We start from the raw sequence: 23,578 nt of genomic DNA, 5'->3' as shown, positions 1-23,578 counted from the left end.
CGGTGCGTGCCGAGGGGCCCCCTACGCCACCCAGTACGGCCGGTCCACCGACGGGGGCAGCGGGCCGCCGTCGTGGAAGGCGGTCGCGAGGCGGCGTACGCCCTCGTCCAGGCGGTCCGCGGGGAGGGTGTACGGGATGCGCAGGCGGTGTTCGAAGGTGCCCGGGTCCACGCCGAAGCGGGCGCCGCGGCCGATGTGCACTCCGGCGGCCGCGGCTCGTTCGGCCAGGGCGGAGCTGACCGGTTCGCCGAGGTCCACCCAGAGCGAGAGGCCGCCCGGCGGTACCTGCCAGGACCATTGCGGGCTGTGCCGCTGGAGGGAGTCCACCAGGGCCGTGCGCCGGCTCCGCAGCTCGGCGAGCCGTGCGGGCAGGGTGCGTTCCATGCCGGCCAGCAGCGGGAGCGCGACGAGCTGGTCGAGGACGGAGCCGGTCATGTCGGCGCTGACCCGTACGGCCGTCAGCTCGGTGATCATCTTCGCGGTGGCCCGGACCCAGCCGACGCGCAGGCCGCCCCAGTGGGTCTTGCTGAGCGAGCCGATGGTCACCACGTGGTCGGCGCCGCCGCGCGGGGCCAGGGAGGCCAGGGGGGCGGGGGCGGGGACGTCCAGGGCTATGTCGGCGACGGTCTCGTCGACGACCAGCCAGGTGCCGGTGCGCCGGGTCGCCGCGAGCAGCCGCAGCCGCTCCTCCTCGGGCATGAGGGCGCCCGTCGGGTTGTGGAAGTCGGGGATCACGTAGGCCAGCCTGGGCACGGTCTGGCGCAGCGTGGACTCGGCGATCTCCATGTCCCAGCCGGAGTCGGAGACGGCGATGGAACCGGTGCGCAGGCGGGCGTGGCGCAGGGCGTCCAGGGCGTTGGCGTAGGTGGGGTTCTCGGTGACGACCCGGTCCCCGGCGCGGCAGAGCAGGCTGACGACCAGGGTGAAGGCCTGCTGGGCACCGGAGGTGACGAGGATCTGCTCGGGGCGGGTGGGCAGGCCGCGCCGGGTGAAGCGGTCGGCGACGGCGGTACGCAGGTCGGGCAGGCCGAAGGGGTGGTAGCCGGGCGTGCGGGCGGCGTCGATCAGTCGTGGCGCGGCCCAGGTGAGGGCGTCGGCGAGGGCGCCGTCGGGGGCGCTCATGGCGGCGATGGCCAGGTCGATGCCGGGATCGCCGTCGGCGGTGTGGCCGTCGGCGCCGAGGAGGGCGTGGGCGCCGACGGGGCGGTGGCCTTCCGGGAGCTCGGTCCAGGTGCCGGAGCCGCGCCGGCTGCGGACGTAGCCGCTCTCGCGCAGCAGGTCGTAGGCGCCGGTGACGGTGGCCCGGCTGGCGCCGACGGCTTCGGCGAGTTCGCGTTCGGCGGGCAGGCGGACGTGCAGGGCGATGCGGCCGTCGAGGATCAGCGTGCGGACGGCGTCGGCGAGCGCCCGGTAGCCGGGTCGGGCCAGCACCCCGGCGGGGAGCAGCGCGGCAAGTTGGCGGCTGCCGATGGTTCTGTCCACTGTCTGGACCACTCGCCCGTTCGCCATGCCAACCTCCCCTGATTGGCTCTGACGGCCAGGCCAATCGAGGACCAGACTCGCGGTATCGGCCCCCGACGGGCAAGGAGACCCCCGAGATGCTGACCGACCGCGACGCGCGTGCGCTGCCGGCCGCCGCCGGGAACCGGATCGCCCGGCCGCTGCGGATCGGGGCCGCACCGGCCTCCGTACGGCGCACCCTGGCGCGCCGGCCGCAGGTCCGCGCTCAGGAGCGAGAATCGGTGGCATGTCAGCCACCACGCACTCCGGTTCACCCGTGATCGCCGGTCTCCTCCTGGCCGCCGGCGGTGGTCGCCGGCTCGGCGGCCGCCCCAAGGCCCTGCTGCCCTACCGCGGCCGGCCGCTGGTGGAGAACGCCGTGCGGGTGCTGCGGGAGGCGGGCTGCGGCCCGGTGCACGTGGTCCTCGGCGCCTCGGCGGCCGAGGTCCGCGAGCGCGCCGACCTGAGCGGCTGCGTGGTCGTGGACAACCCGGACTGGGCGGAGGGGATGGGTTCCTCGCTGCGGGTCGGCCTCGCCTCACTGGCCGGTACGGACGCCGGTGCGGCCCTGGTCTCGCTGGTCGACCAGCCGGGCATCGGCCCGGCGGCCGTGGCCCGGGTCCGGGCGGCCTACCGCTCCCCCGCGAGCCTGGTGGCGGCGTCGTACGGCGGGGAGCGCGGGCATCCCGTGCTGTTCGGGGCGGACCGCTGGGCGGACATCGCGGCGACGGCCACGGGCGACAAGGGCGCCCGGGTCCACCTGGCGCGCCACGCCGCAGAGCTCATGCTGGTGGAGTGCTCGGACGTCGCGGAGGCCTTTGACATCGACACGCCGCCCGACCTGGCCCGACTTCTCTGAGCACCGCGTGACGGCAGTGGCACCGAGGGCCACCGGAAAGTGGAATCTGTCGACTCGGAGAATCTCGACATCAACAAACCATTGAACTTCCACCATGAGGAAATTACTATCCACTGGTCAGAAGCGCCCTGAACCCACAGACGGCGCCCGCGACCGTATTTCGGAGCTCTCCACACCCGACGGCACTGCGTGCCGTCACGCGCGAGCATTCCCCGCGGCCGCCAGGCACCGCCGCTGAAGGAGTGACAGTTATGTCCGCACCAGCGCCGTCCCCGCTGGCCATCGTCGATGCCGAGCCCCTGCCGCGGCAGGACGAAGTCCTCACCGAAGCGGCCCTCACCTTCGTGGCCGAACTCCACCGGCGGTTCGGCCCCCGCCGCGCCGAGCTCCTCGCCCGCCGCGGCGAGCGCCGTGCCGAGATCGCCCGGACCTCCACCCTGGACTTCCTCCCGGACACCGCACAGGTCCGCGAGGGCGACTGGAAGGTGGCGCCGGCCCCGGCCGCACTGAACGACCGCCGTGTGGAGATCACCGGTCCGACGGACCGCAAGATGACCGTCAACGCCCTGAACTCGGGCGCCAAGGTCTGGCTCGCCGACTTCGAGGACGCCTCGGCCCCCACCTGGGAGAACGTCGTCCTCGGCCAGCTCAATCTGATCGACGCCTACGAGCGCCGCATCGACTTCACCGACGCGCGCACCGGCAAGTCGTACGCCCTGCGGCCCGCCGAGGAGCTCGCGACCGTCGTCATGCGCCCGCGCGGCTGGCACCTTCAGGAGCGCCACCTGCAGTTCGAGGGCGGCCCGGCCTCCGGCTCACTGGTGGACTTCGGCCTGTACTTCTTCCACAACGCCAAGCGCCTGATCGACCTCGGCAAGGGCCCGTACTTCTACCTGCCGAAGACGGAGTCGCACCTGGAGGCGCGCCTGTGGAACGACATCTTCGTCTTCTCCCAGGACTACGTCGGCATCCCGCAGGGCACCGTCCGCGCGACCGTCCTGATCGAGACGATCACCGCCGCGTACGAGATGGACGAGATCCTCTACGAGCTGCGCGACCACGCCGCGGGCCTGAACGCGGGCCGCTGGGACTACCTCTTCTCCATCGTGAAGAACTTCCGTGACGGCGGCGAGAAGTTCGTCCTGCCGGACCGCAACGCGGTGACGATGACCGCCCCCTTCATGCGCGCGTACACCGAACTGCTGGTCCGCACCTGCCACAAGCGCGGCGCCCACGCCATCGGCGGCATGGCGGCCTTCATCCCGTCCCGCAAGGACGCCGAGGCCAACAAGATCGCCTTCGCGAAGGTCAAGGCGGACAAGGACCGCGAGGCGGGCGACGGCTTCGACGGCTCCTGGGTCGCCCACCCCGACCTGGTCCCGATCGCCATGGCCTCCTTCGACGCCGTCCTCGGCGACAAGCCCCACCAGAAGGACCGGCTGCGCGAGGACGTCTCGGTGGCCCCGGGCGAGCTCATCGCGATCGACTCCCTCGACGCGAAGCCGACCTACGAGGGCCTGCGCAACGCGGTCCAGGTCGGCATCCGCTACATCGAGGCCTGGCTGCGCGGCCTCGGCGCCGTCGGCATCTTCGGCCTGATGGAGGACGCGGCCACCGCCGAGATCTCCCGCTCGCAGATCTGGCAGTGGATCAACGCCGGAGTCGTCTTCGAGAACGGCAAGACCGCCACGGCCGCACTGACCCGCGAGATGGCGGCCGAGGAACTGGCCGCCCTGCGCGCGGAGCTCGGCGAGGAGGCCTTCGCGGCCGGCAAGTGGCAGCAGGCCCACGACCTCTTCCTCAAGGTCTCCCTGGACGCCGACTACGCGGACTTCCTCACGCTCCCCGCGTACGACCAGCTCATCGGCTGACAGCCCGGATCCGGCCGACACGCACAGCGGCCCGACCCGGCCGGCTCCGCCCCCGCCGCCCACGGCACGGGGGCGGAGCCGTGTCCGCCCCGGCCTCGCCGCCCGCCGCCCGCGGTCAGCGCTTGCGCTTCACGCGCAGCCGCGCGTTCTCGATGAGCGCGCGGGCATGGTCCCTTCATCCATTCGAAGTCGTCCATCAACTCCAGGAGCTGGGCCGGGGCCGCCTCCAGGGCCTTGAACGCCGCCTGACCGAGGCGCGGGGCCAGCACCTGGACCTGGAACCGGCGTTGCCGTCGGGGTCCAGGAAGAGGGCGGAGAGGTTCTTCGGATAGGTGAGGGGCGCGTCGTCCCACTGGTCGGGGTAGTCGATCTGGCGCTGGTCGGGCGCTTGCGCGCCGGCCGGGAGTACCGCCCAGGCGAACCCCGAGCCGTGCGTCCCGAAGTCGATGGCAGCCACAACCCTGGACTTCATGCGTGGCGTCCCCTCGTCCTCCCCGGTGCCTGCGCTCGCCCGGAAGGTGGTCTTTGTTGCACAGGGCGCACGATCTCCGGACTGCCCGTCAGCCGATTTGCCCAGAAGGGGAGTTGGGGTGCACCTGCGGACCTCCGAACCGAACGACCGATCGTTCGTTACTGGTTCGTAACTTGCATGTACCTAGCGGTAACAAGCGGGTCCGTGTCACCTTTCCGATGCCACCGGCCGGCGGTACCCCCACTTTCCCAGCCACACGAACGGCAACGCCGCCGATGCGGTCGTTGCCGGCTTCGGCGTGGCCGAGCGCAGGAGTTCCGCAGTGATCGGATTCCGCAACGTCAGCAAGGACCGGGCCGCCAGCCGGGTGCGACGACTGGCCTGTGCCGCCGTGACCGTGCCGCTCGCCGCCGGCGCGCTGCTGGCCGGCGGTCCCGGGACCGCCGTCGCCGCCTCCGGGACCGGGCCCACCGCCGTGGTCTCCCTGGGCGACAGCTACATATCCGGCGAGGGCGGCCGATGGAAGGGCAACAGCCTGACCAACACCGGCAGCCGCAACGGCACCGACCGGGGCTGGGTCGGCGGCAGCACCTACGACCCCGCCAAGGTCTACGGGGCCACGGCCGGCGGCTGCCACCGGTCCGACTCCGCCGAGGTGCGCAGCGCCGGGGCGATCGCCGACGTCGCCGTGAACCTCGCCTGTTCCGGGGCCGTCTCGCAGAACGTGTTCCGCGCCTCCAACGGCGGCGTCTCCTACAAGGGCGAAGCCCCGCAGGCCGACCAGCTGGCCGCGGTGGCCGCGAGCCACGACGTCAAGGTCATCGCCCTGTCCATCGGCGGCAACGACCTGGGCTTCGCCGACATCATCAAGGACTGCGCCCTCGACTTCGTCATCTGGAACTCGTACTGCTACGACGACCAGCAGTACGGCGTCGACCAGAAGATCGACGCCGTCATGGCCGACGTCGGCAAGTCGGTCGACGAGATCCGGGCCGTGATGCGCACGGCCGGGTACGCCGACTCCTCCTACCGGATCGTGCTCCAGTCCTACCCGTCGCCGATCCCGCGCGGCGCCGAGAACCGGTACACGCAGAGCGACTGGAGCCGGCTCAACACGGGCGGCTGCCCCTTCTGGAACCGGGACTCGGACTGGGCGCGCGACTCGCTCGTGCCGCAGATCGCGAACCGCATCAAGGGCGTGGCCGCCGCCAAGGGCGTGCAGTTCCTGGACCTGCGGGACATGCTCCAGGGACGCGAGGTGTGCGCGAAGTCGAGCAAGCTGGTGAGCTCCACCGTCCCTGCCTCGGCGAAGACGAGCGAGTGGGCGCGCTGGATCGACAACAACGAGTCGCAGGGCCTGATCCAGGAGTCCATGCACCCCAACCACTACGGCCAGCTGGCCGCCGGCCGCTGCCTGGCCCTGGCCGTGGCACAGCCCGCGGCATCCGCCTCCAGCTGCAAGAACACGGCGGGCGGCGATCACACGGGGATGTCCCTGACGCCGGCGCCGTAGCACTCGACGGCGTGATCGAGCCGGCCGGGCCGGCGGGGACCTGATGCTCCGGCGGCCCTGACCCGGCGCGCCGTCACATACGTACGGGCGCACGGCGGTTCGCCCGTACCCGGACACGGCGGTGCGCCCGCCACACCCGCAGTGGGTGGCGGGCGCACCGCCGTCGTTCCTTCCGGGCCGTGCGGCCGGACCGGCCGCCCGACCTGCGCGCCGGGCCGGTCAGTGGACGGGCACCGGTTCGGGTGCGGCCCCCGAGGCCGCGCCCTTCCTGGCTCCGAGGTGGTTGAAGGCCAGGTTCAGCACGATGGCCACCACGCAGCCGGTGCTGATGCCGGAGTCGAGGACGACCAGCAGGTCCTTGGGGAAGGCGTGGTAGAAGTCCGGCGCGGCGATCGGGATCAGCCCGATGCCCACGGAGGCGGCGACGATCAGGGCGTTCTCGCCCTTCTCCATGGCCGCGCCGGCCAGGGTCTGGATGCCGCTGGCGGCCACCGAACCGAACAGGACGATGCCGGCGCCGCCGAGGACGGGCAGCGGCACCACTGCGATGACGGAGGCCGCCATCGGGCACAGTCCCAGCAGGATCAGGATGCCGCCGCCCGCGGCGACGACGAAGCGGCTGCGCACCTTGGTCATGGCGACCAGGCCGATGTTCTGTGCGAAGGCGCTGCACATGAACCCGTTGAAGAGCGGGCTGATCGCGCTGCCGAGGGTGTCGGCGCGCAGGCCTCCCGCGATGGCCTTCTCGTCCGCCGGCCGCCCGACGATCTTGCCCAGCGCCAGGATGTCGGCGGTGGACTCGGTCATGCAGACGAGCATGACGATGCACATCGAGACGATCGCGGCGGCCTGGAACTGCGGGGCGCCGAAGTGGAAGGGGGTCGGGAAGCCGACCAACGAGGCGTTCTCGACGGCGTCGAAGCTGGTCATTCCCAGCGGAAGCGCGATCAGGGTGCCCGCGACCAGGCCGAGCAGGATGGAGATCTGCTGGAGGAAGCCGCGCAGGAGCTTGCGCATGAGCAGGACGATCACCAGGGTGACGGCGGCCAGGCCGATGTTCTGCATCGAGCCGTAGTCGGCGGCGGTGCGGTTGCCGCCCTGCGACCAGTTGAAGGCCACGGGCAGGAGCGAGACGCCGATCAGGGTGATGACCGTGCCCGTGACGACGGGCGGGAAGAAGCGGACGAGCTTGCCGAAGTAGGGGGCGGCCAGGAAGCCGACGGCCCCGGCGACGATGATCGCTCCGAAGATGACGGGGAGGGCGTCCGCGCCCTCCCCCTTCCCTATCGCGATCATCGGGGTCACACCGGCGAAGGAGACACCGTTGACGAAGGGGAGTCTGGCGCCAACCTTCCAGAAACCGAGGGTCTGCAGGAGGGTGGCGAGCCCGGCGGTGAAGAGCGAGGCGCCCATCAGGAAGGCGGTCTCGGTGGCGGAGAGTCCGACCGCGGGGCCGACGATCATGGGCGGGGCGACGACACCCGCGTACATGGCGGCCACGTGTTGCAGGCCGCTGGTGAACATCTTCAGCGGAGGCAGGGTCTCGTCGACCGGGTGCTTCTCCTCCGGTACTGCGACTGCGTCTTTGCGAAACCTGGGCGGCTGGGCCACGGCTTCCTCCGGTCGGTTAACACGTCGGCAGGGACGTGGGTGTCATGGAGGTGGTGCGAAAGCGGTGCGAGTCGAGCGCGTGTGTGAAGTTGTGGGTGGAGCCGGTGGAGCCACTTCTTGCCCCACGGGGTGCAGAAACGATTCGCCCAATCGCCGCTTCCGCGCTGCGCCATGGCGCCGGTGGCACGAGTCACCGCTCCCGGGGACGCCTTCGGATTCCCTCGGGCGCCTCCCGGGAACGGCTGCCCACGGACCCCGCTCGGGTCCGCGGCGGCCGGCCGGGGGCCGTCCCCCCCGGCCGGACTCCCGGGGATCAGGCCTGCGCGATCCGCGCGAGGCGCTGGGCCTCTTCCCGCGTGGACACCGCGATGGCGTCCTCGTCGGCGAAGAGCAGCCGGTTGTTCTCGACGATCTGCTTGCCGTTGACGAACGAGGCCGTCACCGGGGCGGCCGCACCGAAGACCAGAGCGGTCACCGGGTCGGCGATCGAGGAGTGCAGGAGGGTGCTGAGGTTCCACAGGACCAGGTCGGCGCACTTGCCGACCTCCAGCGAACCGATGTTGTCGGCGCGGCCGAGGACCTGGGCGCCGCCGTACGTACCGAGGCGCAGGGCCTGGCGCGCGTTCAGGGCACGCTCGCGGTGGACCGGGTTCAGACGGTTGATCAGCAGCGCGTTGCGCAGCTCGGTGTGCAGCTCACCGGACTCGTTGGAGGCGGTGCCGTCCACGCCGAGGCCGACCGGTACGCCGGCGGCCAGCATGTCCGGGACGCGGGCGATGCCGGCGGCCAGACGGGCGTTGGAGGACGGGCAGTGCGCGACACCGGTCCTGGTGCGGGCGAACGCGGCGATGTCGGAGTCGTTCATGTGGACGCTGTGCGCCATCCACACGTCCTCGCCGAGCCAGCCGGTCGACTCGAAGTAGTCGGTCGGGCCCATGCCGAAGAGCTCGTGGCAGAACTTCTCCTCCTCGACGGTCTCGCTGCCGTGCGTGTGCATGCGCACGCCGAGGCGGCGGGCCAGCTCGGCGCCCTGCCTGAGCAGCTCGGTGGAGACCGAGAAGGGGGAGCAGGGGGCGACGGCGACCTGGATCATCGAGTCGAAGGAGGCGTCGTGGAACTTCTTGACGGTCGCCTCGGTGTCGGCCAGCGCGCCTTCGAGGGTCTCGACGGCGTGGTCCGGCGGCAGGCCGCCGTCCTTCTCGCTGCGGTCCATGGAGCCGCGGGCGAGGGTGAAGCGGACGCCCATCTCGGACGCGGCGCGGATGATCGAGCCGGACAGGTCGCCGGAGCCCTTGGGGAAGACGTAGTGGTGGTCCATCGCGGTGGTCACACCGCCCTTGGCCATCGCGGCGAGGGAGCCCTGCGCGGCCGTGTACGTCATCTGCTCGTCGATGCGCGCCCACGTCGGGTACAGCGCGACGAGCCAGTTGAAGAGGTTGTGGTCGGTGGCCAGGCCACGCGTGATCCACTGGTAGAAGTGGTGGTGCGTGTTGACCAGACCGGGGGTCACGAGGTGCCCGGTGCCGTCGATCCGGCGGACCACGTTGTCGAGGTTCTCGGGGGCCCTGCCCGCACCGATGAACTCGATCTTGTTGCCTGCGATGACGACGTGGCCCGAGGCGTACTCGGTGTCATGGGCGTCGACGGTCGCGATCGCACAGTTCTCGATGACGATGCGCGGGGCCGCGCTGTCATGGGCTGCCGATGCTGCCATGGGACTTCCTCGTGCTTTCAGTGGCGGTGCGGGCACGGCAGGACCCAGGGGATTTGAGTGCCGGAGCCGGGCCTTGGCAGCTGACAGTACTGCCGCCCCGTGTGGTGCGTCCGGGTGCCGATTCAGGAAGTGGGGTCGTGTCGCGCGGTCCCGGGGCCACTGCGGAGAGCCCCGGGACGCGCGTGCCGCGCTCTAGAGGTTGGTCATGTCCACCGGGATGCGCGCGTCGGCGCCGTCCCGCAGGATCGTGGCCTCGATCAGACCGTACGGACGGTCCGCGGCGAAGTACACCTCGTTGTCGTTCTTGAGGCCGAAGGGCTCCAGGTCGACGAGGAAGTGGTGCTTGTTCGGGAGCGAGAAGCGGACCTCGTCGATCTCCGAACGGTGGTTGATGATGCGCGAACCCATCTGGTAGAGGGTCTGCTGCAGCGACAGGGAGTAGGTCTCCGCGAAGGCCTGCAGCATGTGCTTGCGGGTCTCGGCGTAGGACTTCTCCCAGTTGGGCATCCGCTGCTCGTCGTCCGACCAGTTGAAGCGCCAGCGGCTCGACACCTGGGTGGCCAGGATGCGGTCGTACGCCTCCTGCAGGGTCGTGTACTTGTCCTTCACGTAACCCCAGAACTCGGAGTTCGTGGAGTTCATGACGACCAGGTCCTTGAGGCCGGAGATGACCTCCCAGCTCTGGCCGTCGTAGGTGATCTGGGTGACGCGGGTCTCCTGGCCCTGGCGGACGAAGGAGTGCTTCACCTCGTCGGCGCCGATGAACTTGGAGTTGGCGTCGGACGTGGCGATCCGGTCCCAGCCGTACTCCTCGATCCGGATGCGCGCACGCTGGATCGGCTCCTGGCTGTTCACGAACCAGCGGGCCAGGTGGATGCCGAACTGCTCGGCGGACTCGATGCCGTACTCCTTGGCGAAGGCGTACACCGTGTTCTTGGTGGTGTCCGTCGGCAGGACGTTGGCGTTCGAGCCGGAGTAGTGGACGTCGTCCATGTCGCCGGAGAGGGCGACCGAGACGTTCAGGTCCTTGATGTGGTGGGTGTCGCCGTCCCGCGTGATCTTGACGACGCGGTTCTCTGCTTTGCCGTACTGGTTCTGGCCCAGAATCGTGGCCATGCTAGCTCCCTCGGTAAACGGAGTAGCCGAACGGGTTGAGCAGCAGCGGTACGTGGTAGTGCTCGCCCGGGTTCACCGCGAACGTGATGGTGACCTCGGGGAAGAACGTAACGCTGTCCCTTACGCGGGGGGCGTCCTGCTGCGCCTCGGCTTGCTTCTCTGCGCTGTGCTTGTTCGAGAAGTACGTCTCGGTCTCGAAGTCGAGACGTACGTGGGTGGTGCCCTCCGGCAGCGCCGGCAGGTCCTTGCAGCGCCCGTCCGCATCGGTGGCGGATCCGCCCAGGGCCGCCCACTCGCCGCCCCGTCCCGTACGGGCCGACAGGGAGATGGCGACACCCTCGGCGGGCCTGCCGATGCTGGTGTCCAGGATGTGCGTGGACACCGACGCGGTGGTCTCGGTGCTCATGGCCGGTCTCACTCTCCTTCTACGAGGCGGGTCAGGCGGATCCGGTTGATCTTGACGAGCTCGCCGCGGGCGTTTTCCCGCTCCTGCTCCGGCGAGTTGCCGATCCGGACCTTGACCGCGTCCCGCATGAACTCACCGCTCGCACCGGTGGCGCAGATGAGGAAGACGTGGCCGAACTTCTCCTGGTAGGCCAGGTTCAGTTCGAGGAGTTCGGTCCTGAGCTCCTCGGAGGCACCGGCCATACCGCGCTGCTCGCGGGCGGAGGTCGGGTCTCCCGGCTTCGGCCGGCCGATCGGCGCGTGGCCTGCCATCGCTTCGGCCAGGTCCTGCGCGGTGAGCTCCGCCATGGCGGCCTCGTTCGCGGCGAACAGGGACTCGGCGGTGGCGAAGGGGCGCTGGGCGAGCATCCTGCTCCCCCACGCCGAGCTGGCGCACACTTCGTGCAGCTCGGCCGCGGCCGCACTGTCGTCCAAGGTGTTGATCCGGGTGAGACCCGGGGTCGGACTCGAAGTCACGGTAGGCCTCCGTGGCCTGTTGTTGCTTTGACGGGCTGCGCATAGCTAACGCCCTCCACAACACGGCGTCAACACTTTGTTGAAGATTCCCGTACACAAAAGCCGCCGCCCGGATGAATCGGGCGGCGGCTCGTCACCGTGGGTCAGGCGTTGTTCACGCTTGGCTGTTCTTGCTGGGGTTTTCCCTGTTCAAGTAGTTGTAGACCGTGAAGCGGCTTACCCCCAGCGCGCCCGCGACCGTTTCCACACCGTGCCGCACGGAGAAGGCGCCGCGCGCCTCCAGTATCCGCACGACGTCCTGCTTGGACTTCCGGTCGAGCTGCGACAGCGGTACGCCGTGCCGGCGCTCCAGCGCGGCCAGGATGTGGTCCAGCGAGTCCGAGAGCTGGGGCAGGCGCACCGCGAGCAGGTCCTGACCCTCCCAGCTGAGCACGACATCGTCGGGCGTGGCCTGGGCCGGGTCCATCAGCTCGCCGCCCATGGCGTCCACCAGCGGCTTGACCGCGGTGACGAAAGGGTGGTCGCGGGGCTCGGTCATGACACCTCCTCGCCGATCACGTTGACCTGGAGGGTGACCCGCGTGGCCCCGGCCTCCAGGGAGTCGCGCAGCAGCGCGGCCACCGCGGACAGCACCCGGCCGGCCTCACCCTCCGCGGTGTTGCCGAAGGGGCCGACGTCCACCGCCTCCAGCTGGGCCTTCTGGATGACCTCGCGGGCCGCCACGGCGTGGTCGGGGGCCTCTTCGAGATCGAAGGGCTCGGTCGTGAACTCCACTCTCAATCGCACGCCGTCAAGCTACCGCGCTGTCTCGATTTTCCGGGAGTCCGCACTTGACATCCGCGCGGAACCCCATGCAGTCTTCCATCAAGCAGAAAATAACTTCCGCAATACGGAAGGAGCGCACACCCCTCATGGGATACACGGACCAGCGCTTCGATGTGAACCTGTCGATCCTCTTCACGGAACTCCCGCTCCTGGAGCGCCCCGCGGCCGCCGCCGCGGCGGGCTTCACGGCGGTCGAGCTGTGGTGGCCCTGGATCGAGACCCCCACCCCCGCCCAGGAGGAGCTCGACGCCCTCAAGAAGGCCCTTGAGGACGCCGGCACCCAGCTGGTGGGCCTGAACTTCTATGCCGGCCGGCTGCCGGGCCCGGACCGCGGCGCGGTCTCGGTACCCGGTGAGGAGTCGGAGCGCTTCAACGCCAACATCAACGTGGCCGCGGACTTCGCCGCCTCGGTGGGCTGCAAGGCGCTGAACGCCCTCTACGGCAACCGCGTCGAAGGCGTGGACCCGGCCGTCCAGGACGAACTGGCCCTCAAGAACCTGGCCGTGGCCGCGCAGGCCGCCGACCGCGTGGGAGCGATCCTTTTGATCGAGACCCTCAACAAGCCCGAGTCGCCGCTCTACCCGCTGGTGAGCGCCCCGGCCGGCATCGAGGTGGTGGACAAGGTGAACGAGGCCACCGGCCTCGGAAACGCCAAGTTCCTGCTCGACCTGTACCACCTGGCGATGAACGGTGAGGACCTCTTCGAGGTCATCGAAAAGTACGCCGCCAAGACCGGGCACGTCCAGATCGCGGACAAGCCGGGACGAGGCGCCCCGGGCACCGGCGAGCTGCCCCTTGCGGAGCTGCTCGACCAGCTGAAGAAGGCCGGATACGAGGGCTACGTAGGCCTCGAATACAAGGCAGCCGACGCTGCCGCCTCCTTCGCATGGCTGCCGGCCGAGGCCCGCGCCGCCCAGTAGGGGGACGAAGTCCGGGCGATCAGCCAGGCACCTCACGCACTTTTCGTACGAAGCATCAAGAGAAGGACCCTCATCATGAGCAACCCCGCCGCGCTCCCGTCGATTGCCTGGATCGGTCTCGGAATCATGGGCTCCCCCATGGCCGAGAACCTGCTGAAGGCCGGCTACTCGGTCACCGGCTTCACCCTGGAGCAGGACAAGCTGGACCGCCTGGCCGCCGCCGGCGGCACCGCGGTCGGCTCGATCGCCGAAGCCGTCAAGGACGCCGACGTGATCATCACGATGGTGCCCGCCTCCCCGCAGGTCGAGGCCATCAACTACGGCCCCGAGGGCATCCTTGAGAACGCCAAGGCCGGCGCGCTGATCGTCGACATGTCGTCGATCACCCCGCAGACCTCCGTGGACCTGGCGAAGAACGCCGCCGAGAAGGGCATCCGCGTCCTCGACGCCCCGGTGTCCGGCGGCGAGGCCGGTGCCATCGAGGCCGTCCTGTCGATCATGGTGGGTGGCGAGCAGGCCGACTTCGACGCGGCCCTGCCGATCCTCGAAGCCCTCGGCAAGACCATCGTCCTGTGCGGCCCGCACGGCTCCGGCCAGACGGTGAAGGCCGCCAACCAGCTCATCGTCGCGGTGAACATCCAGGCGTGCGCCGAGGCCGTCGTCTTCCTCGAGAAGTCGGGCGTGGACCTCACCGCCGCCCTGGACGTCCTGGGCGGCGGTCTGGCCGGCTCCACGGTCCTGACCCGCAAGAAGGACAACTTCCTGAACCGCGACTTCAAGCCCGGCTTCCGGATCGACCTGCACCACAAGGACATGGGCATCGTCACCGACGCCGCCCGCAACGTCGGTGCGGCCCTCCCGGTCGGCGCGGTCGTCGCCCAGCTGGTCGCCTCGCTGCGCGCCCAGGGCGACGGCGGCCTGGACCACTCGGCCCTGCTGCGCGCCGTCGAGCGCCTCTCCGGCACCCAGGTCTGAGGTCCCCCGCCGGGCCCCCACGGGGCCCGGACCGCCCCCTCGCGCAGGGGGCGCCGAGTCTCCGGACGGTGCCGGTGCTGACACCTGTCCTGTCGCGCCCAAGCGCCGGCGCCGTCCGGGTCATCTCACCCCACAACTTCGTTCAACAAACTGTTGACGTTTAGTTCTCGCCGAATTTAGGCTGTTCCGCATGACGGAAGACGCTTTCCGTCAGCAGTTACCCGTACGGAAGGTCACCATGTCGAAGCGCACGCTGACGACCGAGTCCGGCGCCCCGGTCGCCGACAACCAGAACTCCGCCACCGCCGGCGTCGGTGGCCCGCTCCTGATCCAGGACCAGCAGCTCCTGGAGAAGCTCGCCCGCTTCAACCGTGAGCGCATCCCGGAGCGTGTGGTGCACGCCCGCGGCTCGGCCGCGTACGGCTACTTCGAGGTGACCGACGACGTCACCGCGTACACCAGCGCCGCCTTCCTGAACACGGTCGGCAAGAAGACCGAGACCTTCCTGCGGTTCTCCACCGTCGCCGACTCCCTCGGCGGCGCGGACGCGGTGCGCGACCCCCGCGGCTTCGCCCTGAAGTTCTACACCGAAGAGGGCAACTACGACCTCGTCGGCAACAACACCCCGGTGTTCTTCATCAAGGACCCGATCAAGTTCCCCGACTTCATCCACTCCCAGAAGCGCGACCCCTTCACGGGCAAGCAGGAGCCGGACAACGTCTGGGACTTCTGGGCGCATGCCCCCGAGGCCACGCACCAGATCACCTGGCTGATGGGTGACCGCGGCATCCCGGCGTCGTACCGCCACATGAACGGCTACGGCTCCCACACCTACCAGTGGACGAACGAGCAGGGCGAGGCCTTCTTCGTCAAGTACCACTTCAAGACCAACCAGGGCATCCGCTGCCTCTCCGGCGAGCAGGCCGCCGAGCTCGTCGGCAAGGACGCCAACTCGCACCAGACCGACCTGCTCCAGGCGATCGAGCGCGGCGTGAACCCGAGCTGGACCCTCTACGTCCAGATCATGCCGGCCGCCGAGGCCGCGGACTACCGCTTCAACCCGTTCGACCTCACCAAGGTGTGGCCGCACGCCGACTACCCGCTGCAGCGCGTGGGCCGCCTGGTCCTCGACCGCAACCCGGACAACGTCTTCGCCGAGGTCGAGCAGTCCGCCTTCTCCCCGAACAACTTCGTCCCGGGCATCACCGCCTCGCCGGACAAGATGCTCCAGGGCCGCCTGTTCGCGTACGCCGACGCCCAGCGCTACCGCCTCGGTGTCAACCACACCCAGCTGCCGGTCAACGCCCCCAAGGCGACGAAGGCCGACAACTACGGCCGCGACGGCGTCATGGCGCTGCGCAACGGCTCGCGCCACGACAAGAACTACGAGCCCAACTCGTACCAGGGCCCGGCCGAGACCGGTCTGGCGCTGGGCGCCCCGAGGGCCGTCTCCGGCTACACGGGCACCCACGAGGCCCCGGCCCACACCAAGGACGACGACTTCTTCCAGGCCGGTGAGCTCTACCGCCTGATGTCGGAGGCCGAGAAGGAGCGTCTGGTGGCGAACATCGCCGGCGGCCTGTCCCAGGTCACCCTGGAGGACGTCATCGAGAAGAACCTGGCTCACTTCCACGCCGCCGACGCCGACTACGGCCGTCGCGTCGAGGAGGCCGTGCGCGCCCTGCGCGACGCCTGAGCCACACAGGTGTACCGGGGGCCTGACGGGAGGTCAGGCCCCGGGTGCTGAGCCCGACCCGTGGACCCGGATGAGGGGTGGTACGCGGTGAGGGCAGACTGCGCCAGCGATGCGGCTGGCGCCGCGTGAGGACCGTGGCGGGCGTGCGAGCCAGTGCGGTGGTCATGGGTTCCGAGGCCCGTCTCTTGACCTGAGGGAGACGGTGCCGGAGTTCTCGTCGCCCGCCCGCCACGGTCCCAGCCGCTCCCCTTTCTTCCAGGGCTGCGCACAGAGCCCCTGAGAGAAGGGGATCTCCTCAAGATCTCCTCCCCACACACTCCGCCCGGTGGTGCGAACGTCCTGTCGCGCCAGCCTCGCACCGTCGGGCGGTAACAACCAGAGCGCCGAGTCACGGACGGTCCCGTGACTCGGCGCTTTGTCGTGCCCGCCCTACCAGGCGGTGTGGTCGCCGGGTTCGGTGTCCAGGGCGCCGCGGTCGAACAGCGGTGTACGAGACCGCGCGTCGCGCCGTAGGCGAGGGCCGGCAGGATCGTCGACGCCGTGATCAGCTCCGGCAGCGCAGCGCCGGGCAGCACGACCACCCGGTGCGCGAGGGGCCGCGCGTCGCGCGACACCGCGTGGACGAGCCGTGCGCAGGAGACCACCACCACGATCCCGGAGCCGAAGCAGGCGAACGAGATCGCGAACACCGGGCAGGAGCCCAGCGTGCGCTTCAGCTCCTGCCCGTGCCCCCCACCCCCCGAGCCCCGACGTCAACGCCGGTGCGGCTGTCGCCCCGGTGCGGCTGTGGCCGTCCGGCCCGCCCGTCGATGCCTGCGGCACCCCGGCGGCAGCTGGGGTGCCGGGACGCTTCGGCCCGGCCGCCGGCGGCCGACGCACGCGAGGGAGCCCCGAACGGACGCGGAACGCGCCGCGACCCCCGCCCTCCTCACGGGGGACGGGGGTCGCGGTGTACGGCCGGAGCCGTGGATCAGACCTGCAGGGCCTTGATCGCGGTGGGGGCGTGACCGGGCTCGGTCGCGAGCTCCTCGAACTCGGTGACGTCGCTCATGTCGACGGTCTTGCTCATCGAGATGTTGGTGACGCGCTCCAGGATGGCCTCGACGACGACCGGGACCTGGAACTCCTGGGCCAGCTTCTTGGCCTGCTCGAAGGCGGCACCCAGCTCGTTCGGGTCGGTGACGCGGATGGCCTTGACGCCCAGGCCCTCGGCGACCTTGACGTGGTCGACGCCGTAGACGCCGATCTCCGGGGTGTTGATGTTCTCGAACTCGAGGTTGACCTCGAAGTTGATGCCGAGACCGCCCTGCGCCTGACGGATCAGGCCCAGGTAGGCGTTGTTCACGAGGACGTGGACGTAGGGGACCTTGTGCTGGGCGGCGACCGCCAGCTCCTCGATCATGAACTGGAAGTCGTAGTCGCCCGAGAGCGCGACGATCGGGGTCTGCGGGTCCGCGGTGGCGGCACCGATGGCGGCCGGGATGGTCCAGCCGAGCGGGCCGGCCTGGCCGCAGTTGATCCAGTGGCGCGGCTTGTAGACGTGCAGCATCTGCGCGCCGGCGATCTGGGAGAGGCCGATGGTGGTGACGTAGCGGGTCTCGGGACCGAACGCCTTGTTCATCTCCTCGTAGACGCGCTGCGGCTTCATGGGGATGTTGTCGAAGTGCGTGCGGCGCTGCAGGGTGGCCTTGCGCTCCTGCGCGGAGGCGGCCCAGGCGGAGAAGTCCGGCAGCCTGCCCTCGGCCTTGAGCTCCTTGGCGACCTCGATGAACAGCTCCAGCGCGGCCTTGGCGTCGGAGGCGATGCCGAAGTCCGGGGCGAAGATCTTGCCGATCTGGGTGGGCTCGATGTCGACGTGGACGAACTTGCGGTCGCCCCGGTACGCGTCCAGGTTGTAGCCGGTGTGGCGGTTGGCCCAGCGGTTGCCGATGCCGAGGACGACGTCCGACTCCAGGAACGTCGCGTTGCCGTAGCGGTGCGAGGTCTGGACGCCGACCATGCCGGCCGCCAGCTCGTGGTCGTCCGGGATGACGCCCCAGCCCATGAGGGTGGAGATGACCGGGATGCCGGTCAGCTCGGCGAACTCGACGAGCAGGTCGCAGGCGTCGGCGTTGATGATGCCGCCGCCGGCGACGATCAGCGGGCGCTCGGACTCCAGCAGGAAACCCAGGGCCTTCTCGGCCTGGGCGCGGCTGGCCTGCGGCTTGTAGACCGGCAGCGGCTGGTAGGTCGCCGGGTCGAACTCGATCTCGGTCAGCTGGACGTCGATCGGCAGGTCGATGAGGACCGGACCGGGACGGCCTGAGCGCATGAGGTGGAAGGCCTGCTGGAACACGCCGGGAACCTGCGCCGCCTCCAGGACCGTCGTGGCGGCCTTGGTGACCGGCTTGGCGATCGAGGCGATGTCGACGGCCTGGAAGTCCTCCTTGTGGAGCTTCGAGACCGGGGCCTGACCGGTGATGCACAGGATCGGGATGGAGTCCGCGATGGCGGAGTACAGGCCGGTGATCATGTCGGTGCCGGCCGGGCCCGAAGTGCCGATGCAGACGCCGATGTTGCCCGCCTTGGCGCGCGTGTACCCCTCCGCCATGTGCGAGGCGCCCTCGACGTGGCGGGCGAGCGTGTGGTTGATGCCGCCCACGTTCTTGAGCTCGCGGTAGAAGGGGTTGATCGCAGCACCGGGAACACCGAACGCTTGTTCGACACCCTCAAGCTTGAGGATCTCAACTGCAGCAGCGGCGGCTGTCATACGAGGCATCAGGTTCTCCTGCGGGTCTGGCGGTCAGGCTTTTCCGTCATACGGAAGTTTTGTTCTGCTATACGGAACAAGCTATGCGGCGTCTTCTCCGCCGTCAAGGCGGCTGGGGGCCCAGGAAGCCGTCAAAAGCCGCATCCCGCTCGACGACTTGTACAAATCACCGATCCGTCGGCGGGAACGGGGCGGAATTGGCGCGCGCGCTCGCCCCCGCGGTCGCCGGTGGTGGAGCATGGACCTACGCAGGGCGACGGAGGGGGTCAGGGGTCATGGCGGAAGCGGTACCGGTGCGCTGCCCGGCGTGCCTGCGCGAGAACGGCTACACCGCGCCGGTCTTCCCCTGCGCCTGCGGGAGCCCGGTCAATCCCCCGCTGGACCTGTCGACGCCACCGGTGCTGCTGACCCACCGCACGTGGTCGGACAGCTGGGTGGCGGTGCGGTGCACGACGTGCGGGCGGGAGAGCGAGTGGCCGCACCCCGAGCTGGGCTGCGGGTCGTGCGGCACGGTGGTGCGGCTCCCGGTGCACCCGCCGGAGCGGCCAGAGGCCGTTCCGGGACCGGGTGCCGTGGCCGGTGCCGCGGTGGATCCCGCGGACCCGTCGGGCCCGCGCGGCGCCGCGTCGGCCGGCGCCCGGGCGGAGGCTGCGGCCGGCGCCCCGGGCGACGGACGTACGGGCAGGCCCGGGGGCGGGGGCCCGGCGGCGGCGCGGCCCGACGTGAACCCTGCGCACATACCGCCGCCTGCGACCACGGCGGTGCCCCGGCCCGCCTTCCGGCCGGTGACCATCCGCACGGCCCGGGACGCGGTGGCCACCGCCGCGCTGTACCTGCGCTGGCTCGGCTTCCAGGACGTACGGCAGCCCGACGGGCGTCCGATCCCGTCGGCCGCGGTGGACCTGCGGGCACCAGGGCTGGTGGCGCAGGTGGACCCGACCACCGCGCCCGCCGGGCTGCGGGCCGTGGAGTGCGTCTGGCTCAACGGACTCACCGCTTCCGCGACCAGCGTCTACTTCTCACTCGCCGGGTACACGCAGGACGCCCGCGGCCGCGCGGACGAACTCGGCATACCGCTGTTCGTCATGGACCTCACCGGCATGCCGCAGCCGGTCAACGGCCCGGCGGACGAACTGGTCGGATCGGGAGCCTGACCGGCCAGACACCCCCTGACCACCCTTTAGGCTCGTGGCACTACCCGCTGCCTGCCGAGGAGAGTCCCGTGAGCCTGTACGACATCCCGCTGACCACCCTGTCCGACGAGCCCACCAGCCTGGCGGCGCACAAGGGCAAGGCGATCCTCCTGGTGAACACCGCGTCGCAGTGCGGGCTCACTCCCCAGTACTCGGGACTGGCCCGCCTGCAGTTCACGTACGAGGAGAAGGGCTTCACGGTCATCGGCGTGCCCTGCAACCAGTTCGGCGGGCAGGAGCCCGGCAACGCCGACGACATCCAGACCTTCTGCGCGGCGGGCTTCGGCGTCACCTTCCCGATGCTGGAGAAGTCCGAGGTCAACGGCGAGAACCGGCACCCCCTGTACCAGGAGCTGGTGAAGACCCCGGACGCGGAGGGCGAGGCGGGGGACATCCAGTGGAACTTCGAGAAGTTCCTGATCTCCCCCGCCGGTGAGGTCGTGGCGCGTTTCCGTCCGCGCACCGAGCCGGAGGCGCCCGAGGTCATCGCCGCGATCGAGGCGCACCTGCCCGCGTAGGGACGCGTACGGGGCGGGCGGACGGACGCGCGGGCTCGCGCACCGCTGCCCCGGCCCCGCCGACCGACCGGCCTTGCTGCCCCGTCGGCCCGGCCGCACGCCTCAGCCCAGATCGGCCTCCCGGTACTCCTCGGCGGAGCCGACCGCCGTGAGCTCCCGCAGCTCCACCCGCCGGATCTTGCCGGACACCGTCTTCGGCAGTGCGGCGAACTCGATGCACCGGATCCTCTTGTACGGGGACAGCACGGCGCGCGAGTGTGCGAACAGCACCCGGGCGGTCTCCGGCCCGGGCTCCCATCCGGCCGCGAGGGTGACGTACGCCTTCGGTACCGCCAGCCGCAGCTCGTCCGGGGCGGGAACGACGGCGGCCTCGGCGACCGCCTCGTGCTCCAGCAGGGCGCTCTCCAGCTCGAACGGGCTGATCTTGTAGTCGGAGGCCTTGAAGACGTCGTCGGAGCGCCCGACATAGGTGAGGTACCCGTCGGCGTCGCGGGCGGCGATGTCGCCGGTCCGGTAGAGCCCGTCCGCCATGGCCTCGGCGGTGCGCTCCGGGTCGTCCCGGTAGCCGGCCATCACCCCGGCGGGCCGGACGCGCAGGTCCACGCACAGTTCGCCCTCGTCCGCGGACTCCTTGCCGGTGGCCGGGTCCAGCAGGACGATCTCGTAGCCGGGCGCCGGCCGGCCCATCGAGCCCGGCTTGACGGGGACTCCGGGGAAGTTGCCGACCTGCAGGGTGGTCTCGGTCTGGCCGAAGCCGTCGCGGATGGTGACCCCCCAGGCCTCGCGGACCTTCTCGATGACCTCGGGGTTGAGCGGCTCGCCGGCGGCGACGGCCTCGCGCGGGGGCCTGGCCAGCCGGGTGAGGTCGGACTGGATCAGCATCCGCCACACGGTGGGCGGGGCGCAGAAGCTGGTCACGCCGTGCCGGTCCATCTCGGCCATCAGCCGCTCGGCGTCGAAGCGGACGTAGTTGTGGACGAAGACGGTCGCGCCGGCGTTCCAGGGGGCGAAGAGGTTGGACCAGGCGTGCTTGGCCCAGCCGGGCGAGGCGATGTTGAGGTGCACGTCGCCGGGGCGCAGTCCGAGCCAGTACATGGTGGAGAGGTGCCCGATGGGGTACGAGGCGTGGGTGTGCTCGACGAGCTTGGGGCGGTCGGTGGTGCCGGAGGTGAAGTAGAGCATCAGGGGGTCGGTGGCGAGGGTCTCGCCGTCGGGGGTGAAGCCGCCGACGGTGTCCGGGGCGTCGGCGAGCCGCAGCCAGCCGGCGGGGACCTGGTCGACCTTGTCCCCGGCTGCGATCCGGGTGTAGTCGCCCGGCACCTCGTCGAACTTGGCCGTGTCCTCGATCCGCGCGACGACGTGGCGCACGTGGCCGCGCTCGACCCGGTCGCGCAGATCGGCCGGGCCGAGGAGGGGGGTGGCGGGGATGACGACGGCGCGCAGTTTCATCGCACCGAGCATCACCTCCCACAGCTCGCGCTGGTTGCCGAGCATGACGAGGATCCGGTCGCCGGGCGCGACTCCCTGGCCGCGCAGCCAGGAGGCGGTCGCGTCGGACCGTACGGCGAGCTGCGCGAAGGAGAGGGCCTCGCTGGTGCCGTCCTCCTCGACGATGCGCAGGGCGTCGGCGTCGTTGCCGGCGGCGATGTGGTCGAACCAGTCGAGGGCCCAGTTGAAGCGGTGGGGGCGGGGCCAGGTGAATCCGGTGTGGGCGGCTTCGTGGTCGCCGCGCCGCTCCAGCAGGAAGTCCCGCGCGGCGAGGAACTGGGCGGTGGGGTCGGCGGCGTCGCCGGTGGCGCTGCTGCGGGCACTTTCGGTCGTCATGGCAGGTATCGTGCCGCGTTCTGTGTACGGACCACCAGGGCTGCGTCAGCCGTGAGTTGACCGTTCGCGGGGGCTTCGGCGGGCGGCCGGGCGGCGACTCGGCGCGACGGGGCGGCTCAGCGGCGGATCGGTGCGAACCGTACGGTGGACGGGGCGGTCTCGGCGGGCAGCCCGCCCATCTCGGCGATCAGCTTCTCCCCCTCGGCGACGATCTCCTCCTGCGCCGCCTTCGGCACCGGGTCGAACAGCTCCACGGTGAGCACCCCGCCCTCCAGCCTCCACAGCCCGGCCAGGAAGCCGTCGACGAGCAGGGTGCAGTGCGCCTGGTTCCCCGTCCAGCTGCGCCCCTTGACCTCGGGCGGGACCACACGGGTGCGGTCGGCGTGCGACAGCAGGAGGTTGTCGAACTCCGGGAGGAAGCGGGGCGGCGCCGGGGTGTCGGCATCGGGGCGGGGGGCGCCGGGCAGGTCGAAGAGCTCCACGCCGTTCTCGTCGCGGAAGACGGCCAGCCCCGGCCGCAGCCGTTCGAAGGCCTCGCGCAGCCGGGTCACCCCGGCCCAGGTCTGCATGTCCTTGACGGATGCGGGCCCGAACGCGGTGAGGTAGCGCAGCACGAGGTCGTCCACGGGCTGCGCCGTCCCGGCAGGCTCGCCGAGCCACTTCTCGACGGTGGTGAGCCGTACCTGCCCGCTGCGCCCCCACACCCCGCGGGGCGTGACCTGGACCAGCGGCAGCAGGCAGCGTGCGGCGACGGACAGGGCCTGCGGGTCGGCTTCGGGCCACTCCTGGAGCAGGTCCTCGCGCATCTCGGCCATGGTGCGCGGCTCGGCCTCGACGAAGGCGCGGGCCCGCTGCGCCAGCCGGTCCAGGTCCACGCCGTCGAGGCCTCCGCGGAAGTAGTTGACCTCGCGGTCCCGGGCGGGCTGGACGAGGGGCCGCAGGGTCAGGGCGTCGTGCGCTGTGTGCGTGTGGATCGTGGACCGCATGGTGACCATGCGTACGACGTCGCGGGACTCCATGAGCCCGGCCAGTTCGGCGGGCTCGAAGCCGGCGAGGCGGGCGTGCAGCTGGAAGTACGGGGGCTTGACGTTCTGCGCCTGCAGCCCGAGGAGGTGGGCTACGGCGTCCCGCGCGGACATCTCGGCACGGCTCAGCAGCAGCTGGCGGGCGAGCGTGGCACGGTTGAGCGCGCGGGTGTCGAGTACGGGATGTGTCGTCCTGGAGGCCATGAAGGCAAGCTAGCCCTCCTTGCGGACACCTTCTGTCCGCAACTCCACATCCAGGGTCGGCGGGAACTCGAC

The 23,578-nt window shown here is 70.6% G+C and carries 20 protein-coding genes; 8 read left to right on the top strand and 12 right to left on the bottom strand.

Annotated features, from left to right (window positions below; genetic code table 11):
* Nucleotides 1–21: 21 nt before the first annotated feature.
* On the bottom strand, nucleotides 22–1,509 hold the full coding sequence (locus ACFWFZ_RS26620) for a PLP-dependent aminotransferase family protein (protein WP_387125498.1): 1,488 nt from the start codon (nucleotides 1,507–1,509) through the stop codon (nucleotides 22–24).
* A 238-nt stretch (nucleotides 1,510–1,747) separates the two neighbouring features.
* On the opposite strand from ACFWFZ_RS26620, the gene ACFWFZ_RS26615 reads away from it, so the two are divergent.
* Together ACFWFZ_RS26615 and aceB are read left to right on the top strand one after the other, a co-directional pair.
* Nucleotides 1,748–2,359 carry an NTP transferase domain-containing protein gene (locus ACFWFZ_RS26615; RefSeq protein ID WP_387125497.1) on the top strand — a complete coding sequence of 204 codons (612 nt, stop codon included), beginning with the start codon at nucleotides 1,748–1,750 and terminating at the stop codon, nucleotides 2,357–2,359.
* A gap of 251 nt (nucleotides 2,360–2,610) precedes the next feature.
* Nucleotides 2,611–4,230, top strand: coding sequence for a malate synthase A (gene aceB, locus ACFWFZ_RS26610; RefSeq protein ID WP_387125496.1), 1,620 nt, complete (start codon nucleotides 2,611–2,613; stop codon nucleotides 4,228–4,230).
* Nucleotides 4,231–4,426: 196 nt separating this feature from the next.
* Here aceB and ACFWFZ_RS26605 read toward each other — a convergent pair whose 3' ends face one another.
* Nucleotides 4,427–4,702 (bottom strand): hypothetical protein, encoded by a 276-nt coding sequence (locus ACFWFZ_RS26605; protein WP_387125495.1) that lies wholly within the window; start codon nucleotides 4,700–4,702, stop codon nucleotides 4,427–4,429.
* Between the two features lie 322 nt (nucleotides 4,703–5,024).
* Here ACFWFZ_RS26605 and ACFWFZ_RS26600 point away from each other — a divergent pair, with 322 nt between their 5' ends.
* Nucleotides 5,025–6,215 (top strand): hypothetical protein, encoded by a 1,191-nt coding sequence (locus ACFWFZ_RS26600; protein ID WP_387125494.1) that lies wholly within the window; start codon nucleotides 5,025–5,027, stop codon nucleotides 6,213–6,215.
* A gap of 219 nt (nucleotides 6,216–6,434) precedes the next feature.
* On the opposite strand, the gene ACFWFZ_RS26595 is transcribed toward ACFWFZ_RS26600, so the two are convergent.
* The 7 genes from ACFWFZ_RS26595 to ACFWFZ_RS26565 form a co-directional block, all read right to left on the bottom strand.
* Nucleotides 6,435–7,826: a nucleobase:cation symporter-2 family protein gene (locus tag ACFWFZ_RS26595; RefSeq protein ID WP_387125493.1), complete on the bottom strand. Its 1,392-nt coding sequence runs from the start codon at nucleotides 7,824–7,826 to the stop codon at nucleotides 6,435–6,437.
* 313 nt (nucleotides 7,827–8,139) lie between these two features.
* Nucleotides 8,140–9,540, bottom strand: a complete 1,401-nt coding sequence (locus ACFWFZ_RS26590) for an 8-oxoguanine deaminase (protein ID WP_387125492.1) — start codon at nucleotides 9,538–9,540, stop codon at nucleotides 8,140–8,142.
* A gap of 192 nt (nucleotides 9,541–9,732) precedes the next feature.
* Entirely contained in the window at nucleotides 9,733–10,656 is a 924-nt protein-coding gene (pucL, locus tag ACFWFZ_RS26585; RefSeq protein WP_387125491.1) for a factor-independent urate hydroxylase, read from the bottom strand.
* Nucleotide 10,657: 1 nt separating this feature from the next.
* Nucleotides 10,658–11,062 carry a hydroxyisourate hydrolase gene (gene uraH / locus ACFWFZ_RS26580; RefSeq protein WP_387125490.1) on the bottom strand — a complete coding sequence of 135 codons (405 nt, stop codon included), beginning with the start codon at nucleotides 11,060–11,062 and terminating at the stop codon, nucleotides 10,658–10,660.
* Between the two features lie 8 nt (nucleotides 11,063–11,070).
* A complete protein-coding gene (uraD, locus tag ACFWFZ_RS26575; protein ID WP_387125489.1) occupies nucleotides 11,071–11,577 on the bottom strand; it encodes a 2-oxo-4-hydroxy-4-carboxy-5-ureidoimidazoline decarboxylase in 507 nt (168 codons plus the stop codon).
* Between the two features lie 154 nt (nucleotides 11,578–11,731).
* Nucleotides 11,732–12,115 carry a helix-turn-helix domain-containing protein gene (locus ACFWFZ_RS26570; protein WP_030822351.1) on the bottom strand — a complete coding sequence of 128 codons (384 nt, stop codon included), beginning with the start codon at nucleotides 12,113–12,115 and terminating at the stop codon, nucleotides 11,732–11,734.
* Nucleotides 12,112–12,363 (bottom strand): hypothetical protein, encoded by a 252-nt coding sequence (locus ACFWFZ_RS26565; RefSeq protein WP_387125488.1) that lies wholly within the window; start codon nucleotides 12,361–12,363, stop codon nucleotides 12,112–12,114. The genes ACFWFZ_RS26570 and ACFWFZ_RS26565 overlap by 4 nt, the downstream gene beginning before the upstream one ends.
* A gap of 125 nt (nucleotides 12,364–12,488) precedes the next feature.
* Here ACFWFZ_RS26565 and ACFWFZ_RS26560 point away from each other — a divergent pair, with 125 nt between their 5' ends.
* The 3 genes from ACFWFZ_RS26560 to ACFWFZ_RS26550 all read left to right on the top strand — a co-directional run bounded on the left by ACFWFZ_RS26560 (nucleotide 12,489) and on the right by ACFWFZ_RS26550 (nucleotide 15,993).
* Nucleotides 12,489–13,322, top strand: coding sequence for a TIM barrel protein (locus ACFWFZ_RS26560; protein WP_387125487.1), 834 nt, complete (start codon nucleotides 12,489–12,491; stop codon nucleotides 13,320–13,322).
* A gap of 75 nt (nucleotides 13,323–13,397) precedes the next feature.
* Entirely contained in the window at nucleotides 13,398–14,297 is a 900-nt protein-coding gene (locus ACFWFZ_RS26555; protein WP_387125486.1) for a 2-hydroxy-3-oxopropionate reductase, read from the top strand.
* Nucleotides 14,298–14,535: 238 nt separating this feature from the next.
* On the top strand, nucleotides 14,536–15,993 hold the full coding sequence (locus tag ACFWFZ_RS26550; RefSeq protein ID WP_387125580.1) for a catalase: 1,458 nt from the start codon (nucleotides 14,536–14,538) through the stop codon (nucleotides 15,991–15,993).
* Nucleotides 15,994–16,963: 970 nt separating this feature from the next.
* Here the strand turns inward: ACFWFZ_RS26550 and gcl are convergent.
* Complete coding sequence (gcl, locus tag ACFWFZ_RS26545; RefSeq protein ID WP_387125485.1) at nucleotides 16,964–18,751, bottom strand: glyoxylate carboligase; 1,788 nt, start codon at nucleotides 18,749–18,751, stop codon at nucleotides 16,964–16,966.
* Nucleotides 18,752–19,017: 266 nt separating this feature from the next.
* Between gcl and ACFWFZ_RS26540 the strand changes: the two genes are divergently transcribed.
* Nucleotides 19,018–19,896 carry a hypothetical protein gene (locus ACFWFZ_RS26540; protein ID WP_387125484.1) on the top strand — a complete coding sequence of 293 codons (879 nt, stop codon included), beginning with the start codon at nucleotides 19,018–19,020 and terminating at the stop codon, nucleotides 19,894–19,896.
* Nucleotides 19,897–19,964: 68 nt separating this feature from the next.
* Entirely contained in the window at nucleotides 19,965–20,453 is a 489-nt protein-coding gene (locus ACFWFZ_RS26535) for a glutathione peroxidase (protein WP_387125483.1), read from the top strand.
* Between the two features lie 102 nt (nucleotides 20,454–20,555).
* Here the strand turns inward: ACFWFZ_RS26535 and ACFWFZ_RS26530 are convergent, their stop codons facing one another.
* Entirely contained in the window at nucleotides 20,556–22,277 is a 1,722-nt protein-coding gene (locus ACFWFZ_RS26530; protein WP_387125482.1) for an AMP-binding protein, read from the bottom strand.
* Between the two features lie 116 nt (nucleotides 22,278–22,393).
* Nucleotides 22,394–23,506, bottom strand: a complete 1,113-nt coding sequence (locus tag ACFWFZ_RS26525) for a winged helix DNA-binding domain-containing protein (RefSeq protein WP_387125481.1) — start codon at nucleotides 23,504–23,506, stop codon at nucleotides 22,394–22,396.
* Nucleotides 23,507–23,578 lie beyond the last annotated feature (72 nt).

The organism is Streptomyces sp. NPDC060232 (assembly GCF_042726555.1).
Taxonomy (GTDB): domain Bacteria; phylum Actinomycetota; class Actinomycetes; order Streptomycetales; family Streptomycetaceae; genus Streptomyces.
The sequence above is the reverse complement of the archived record's forward strand: the minus strand, read 5'-3'. Positions and strand labels throughout refer to the sequence as shown.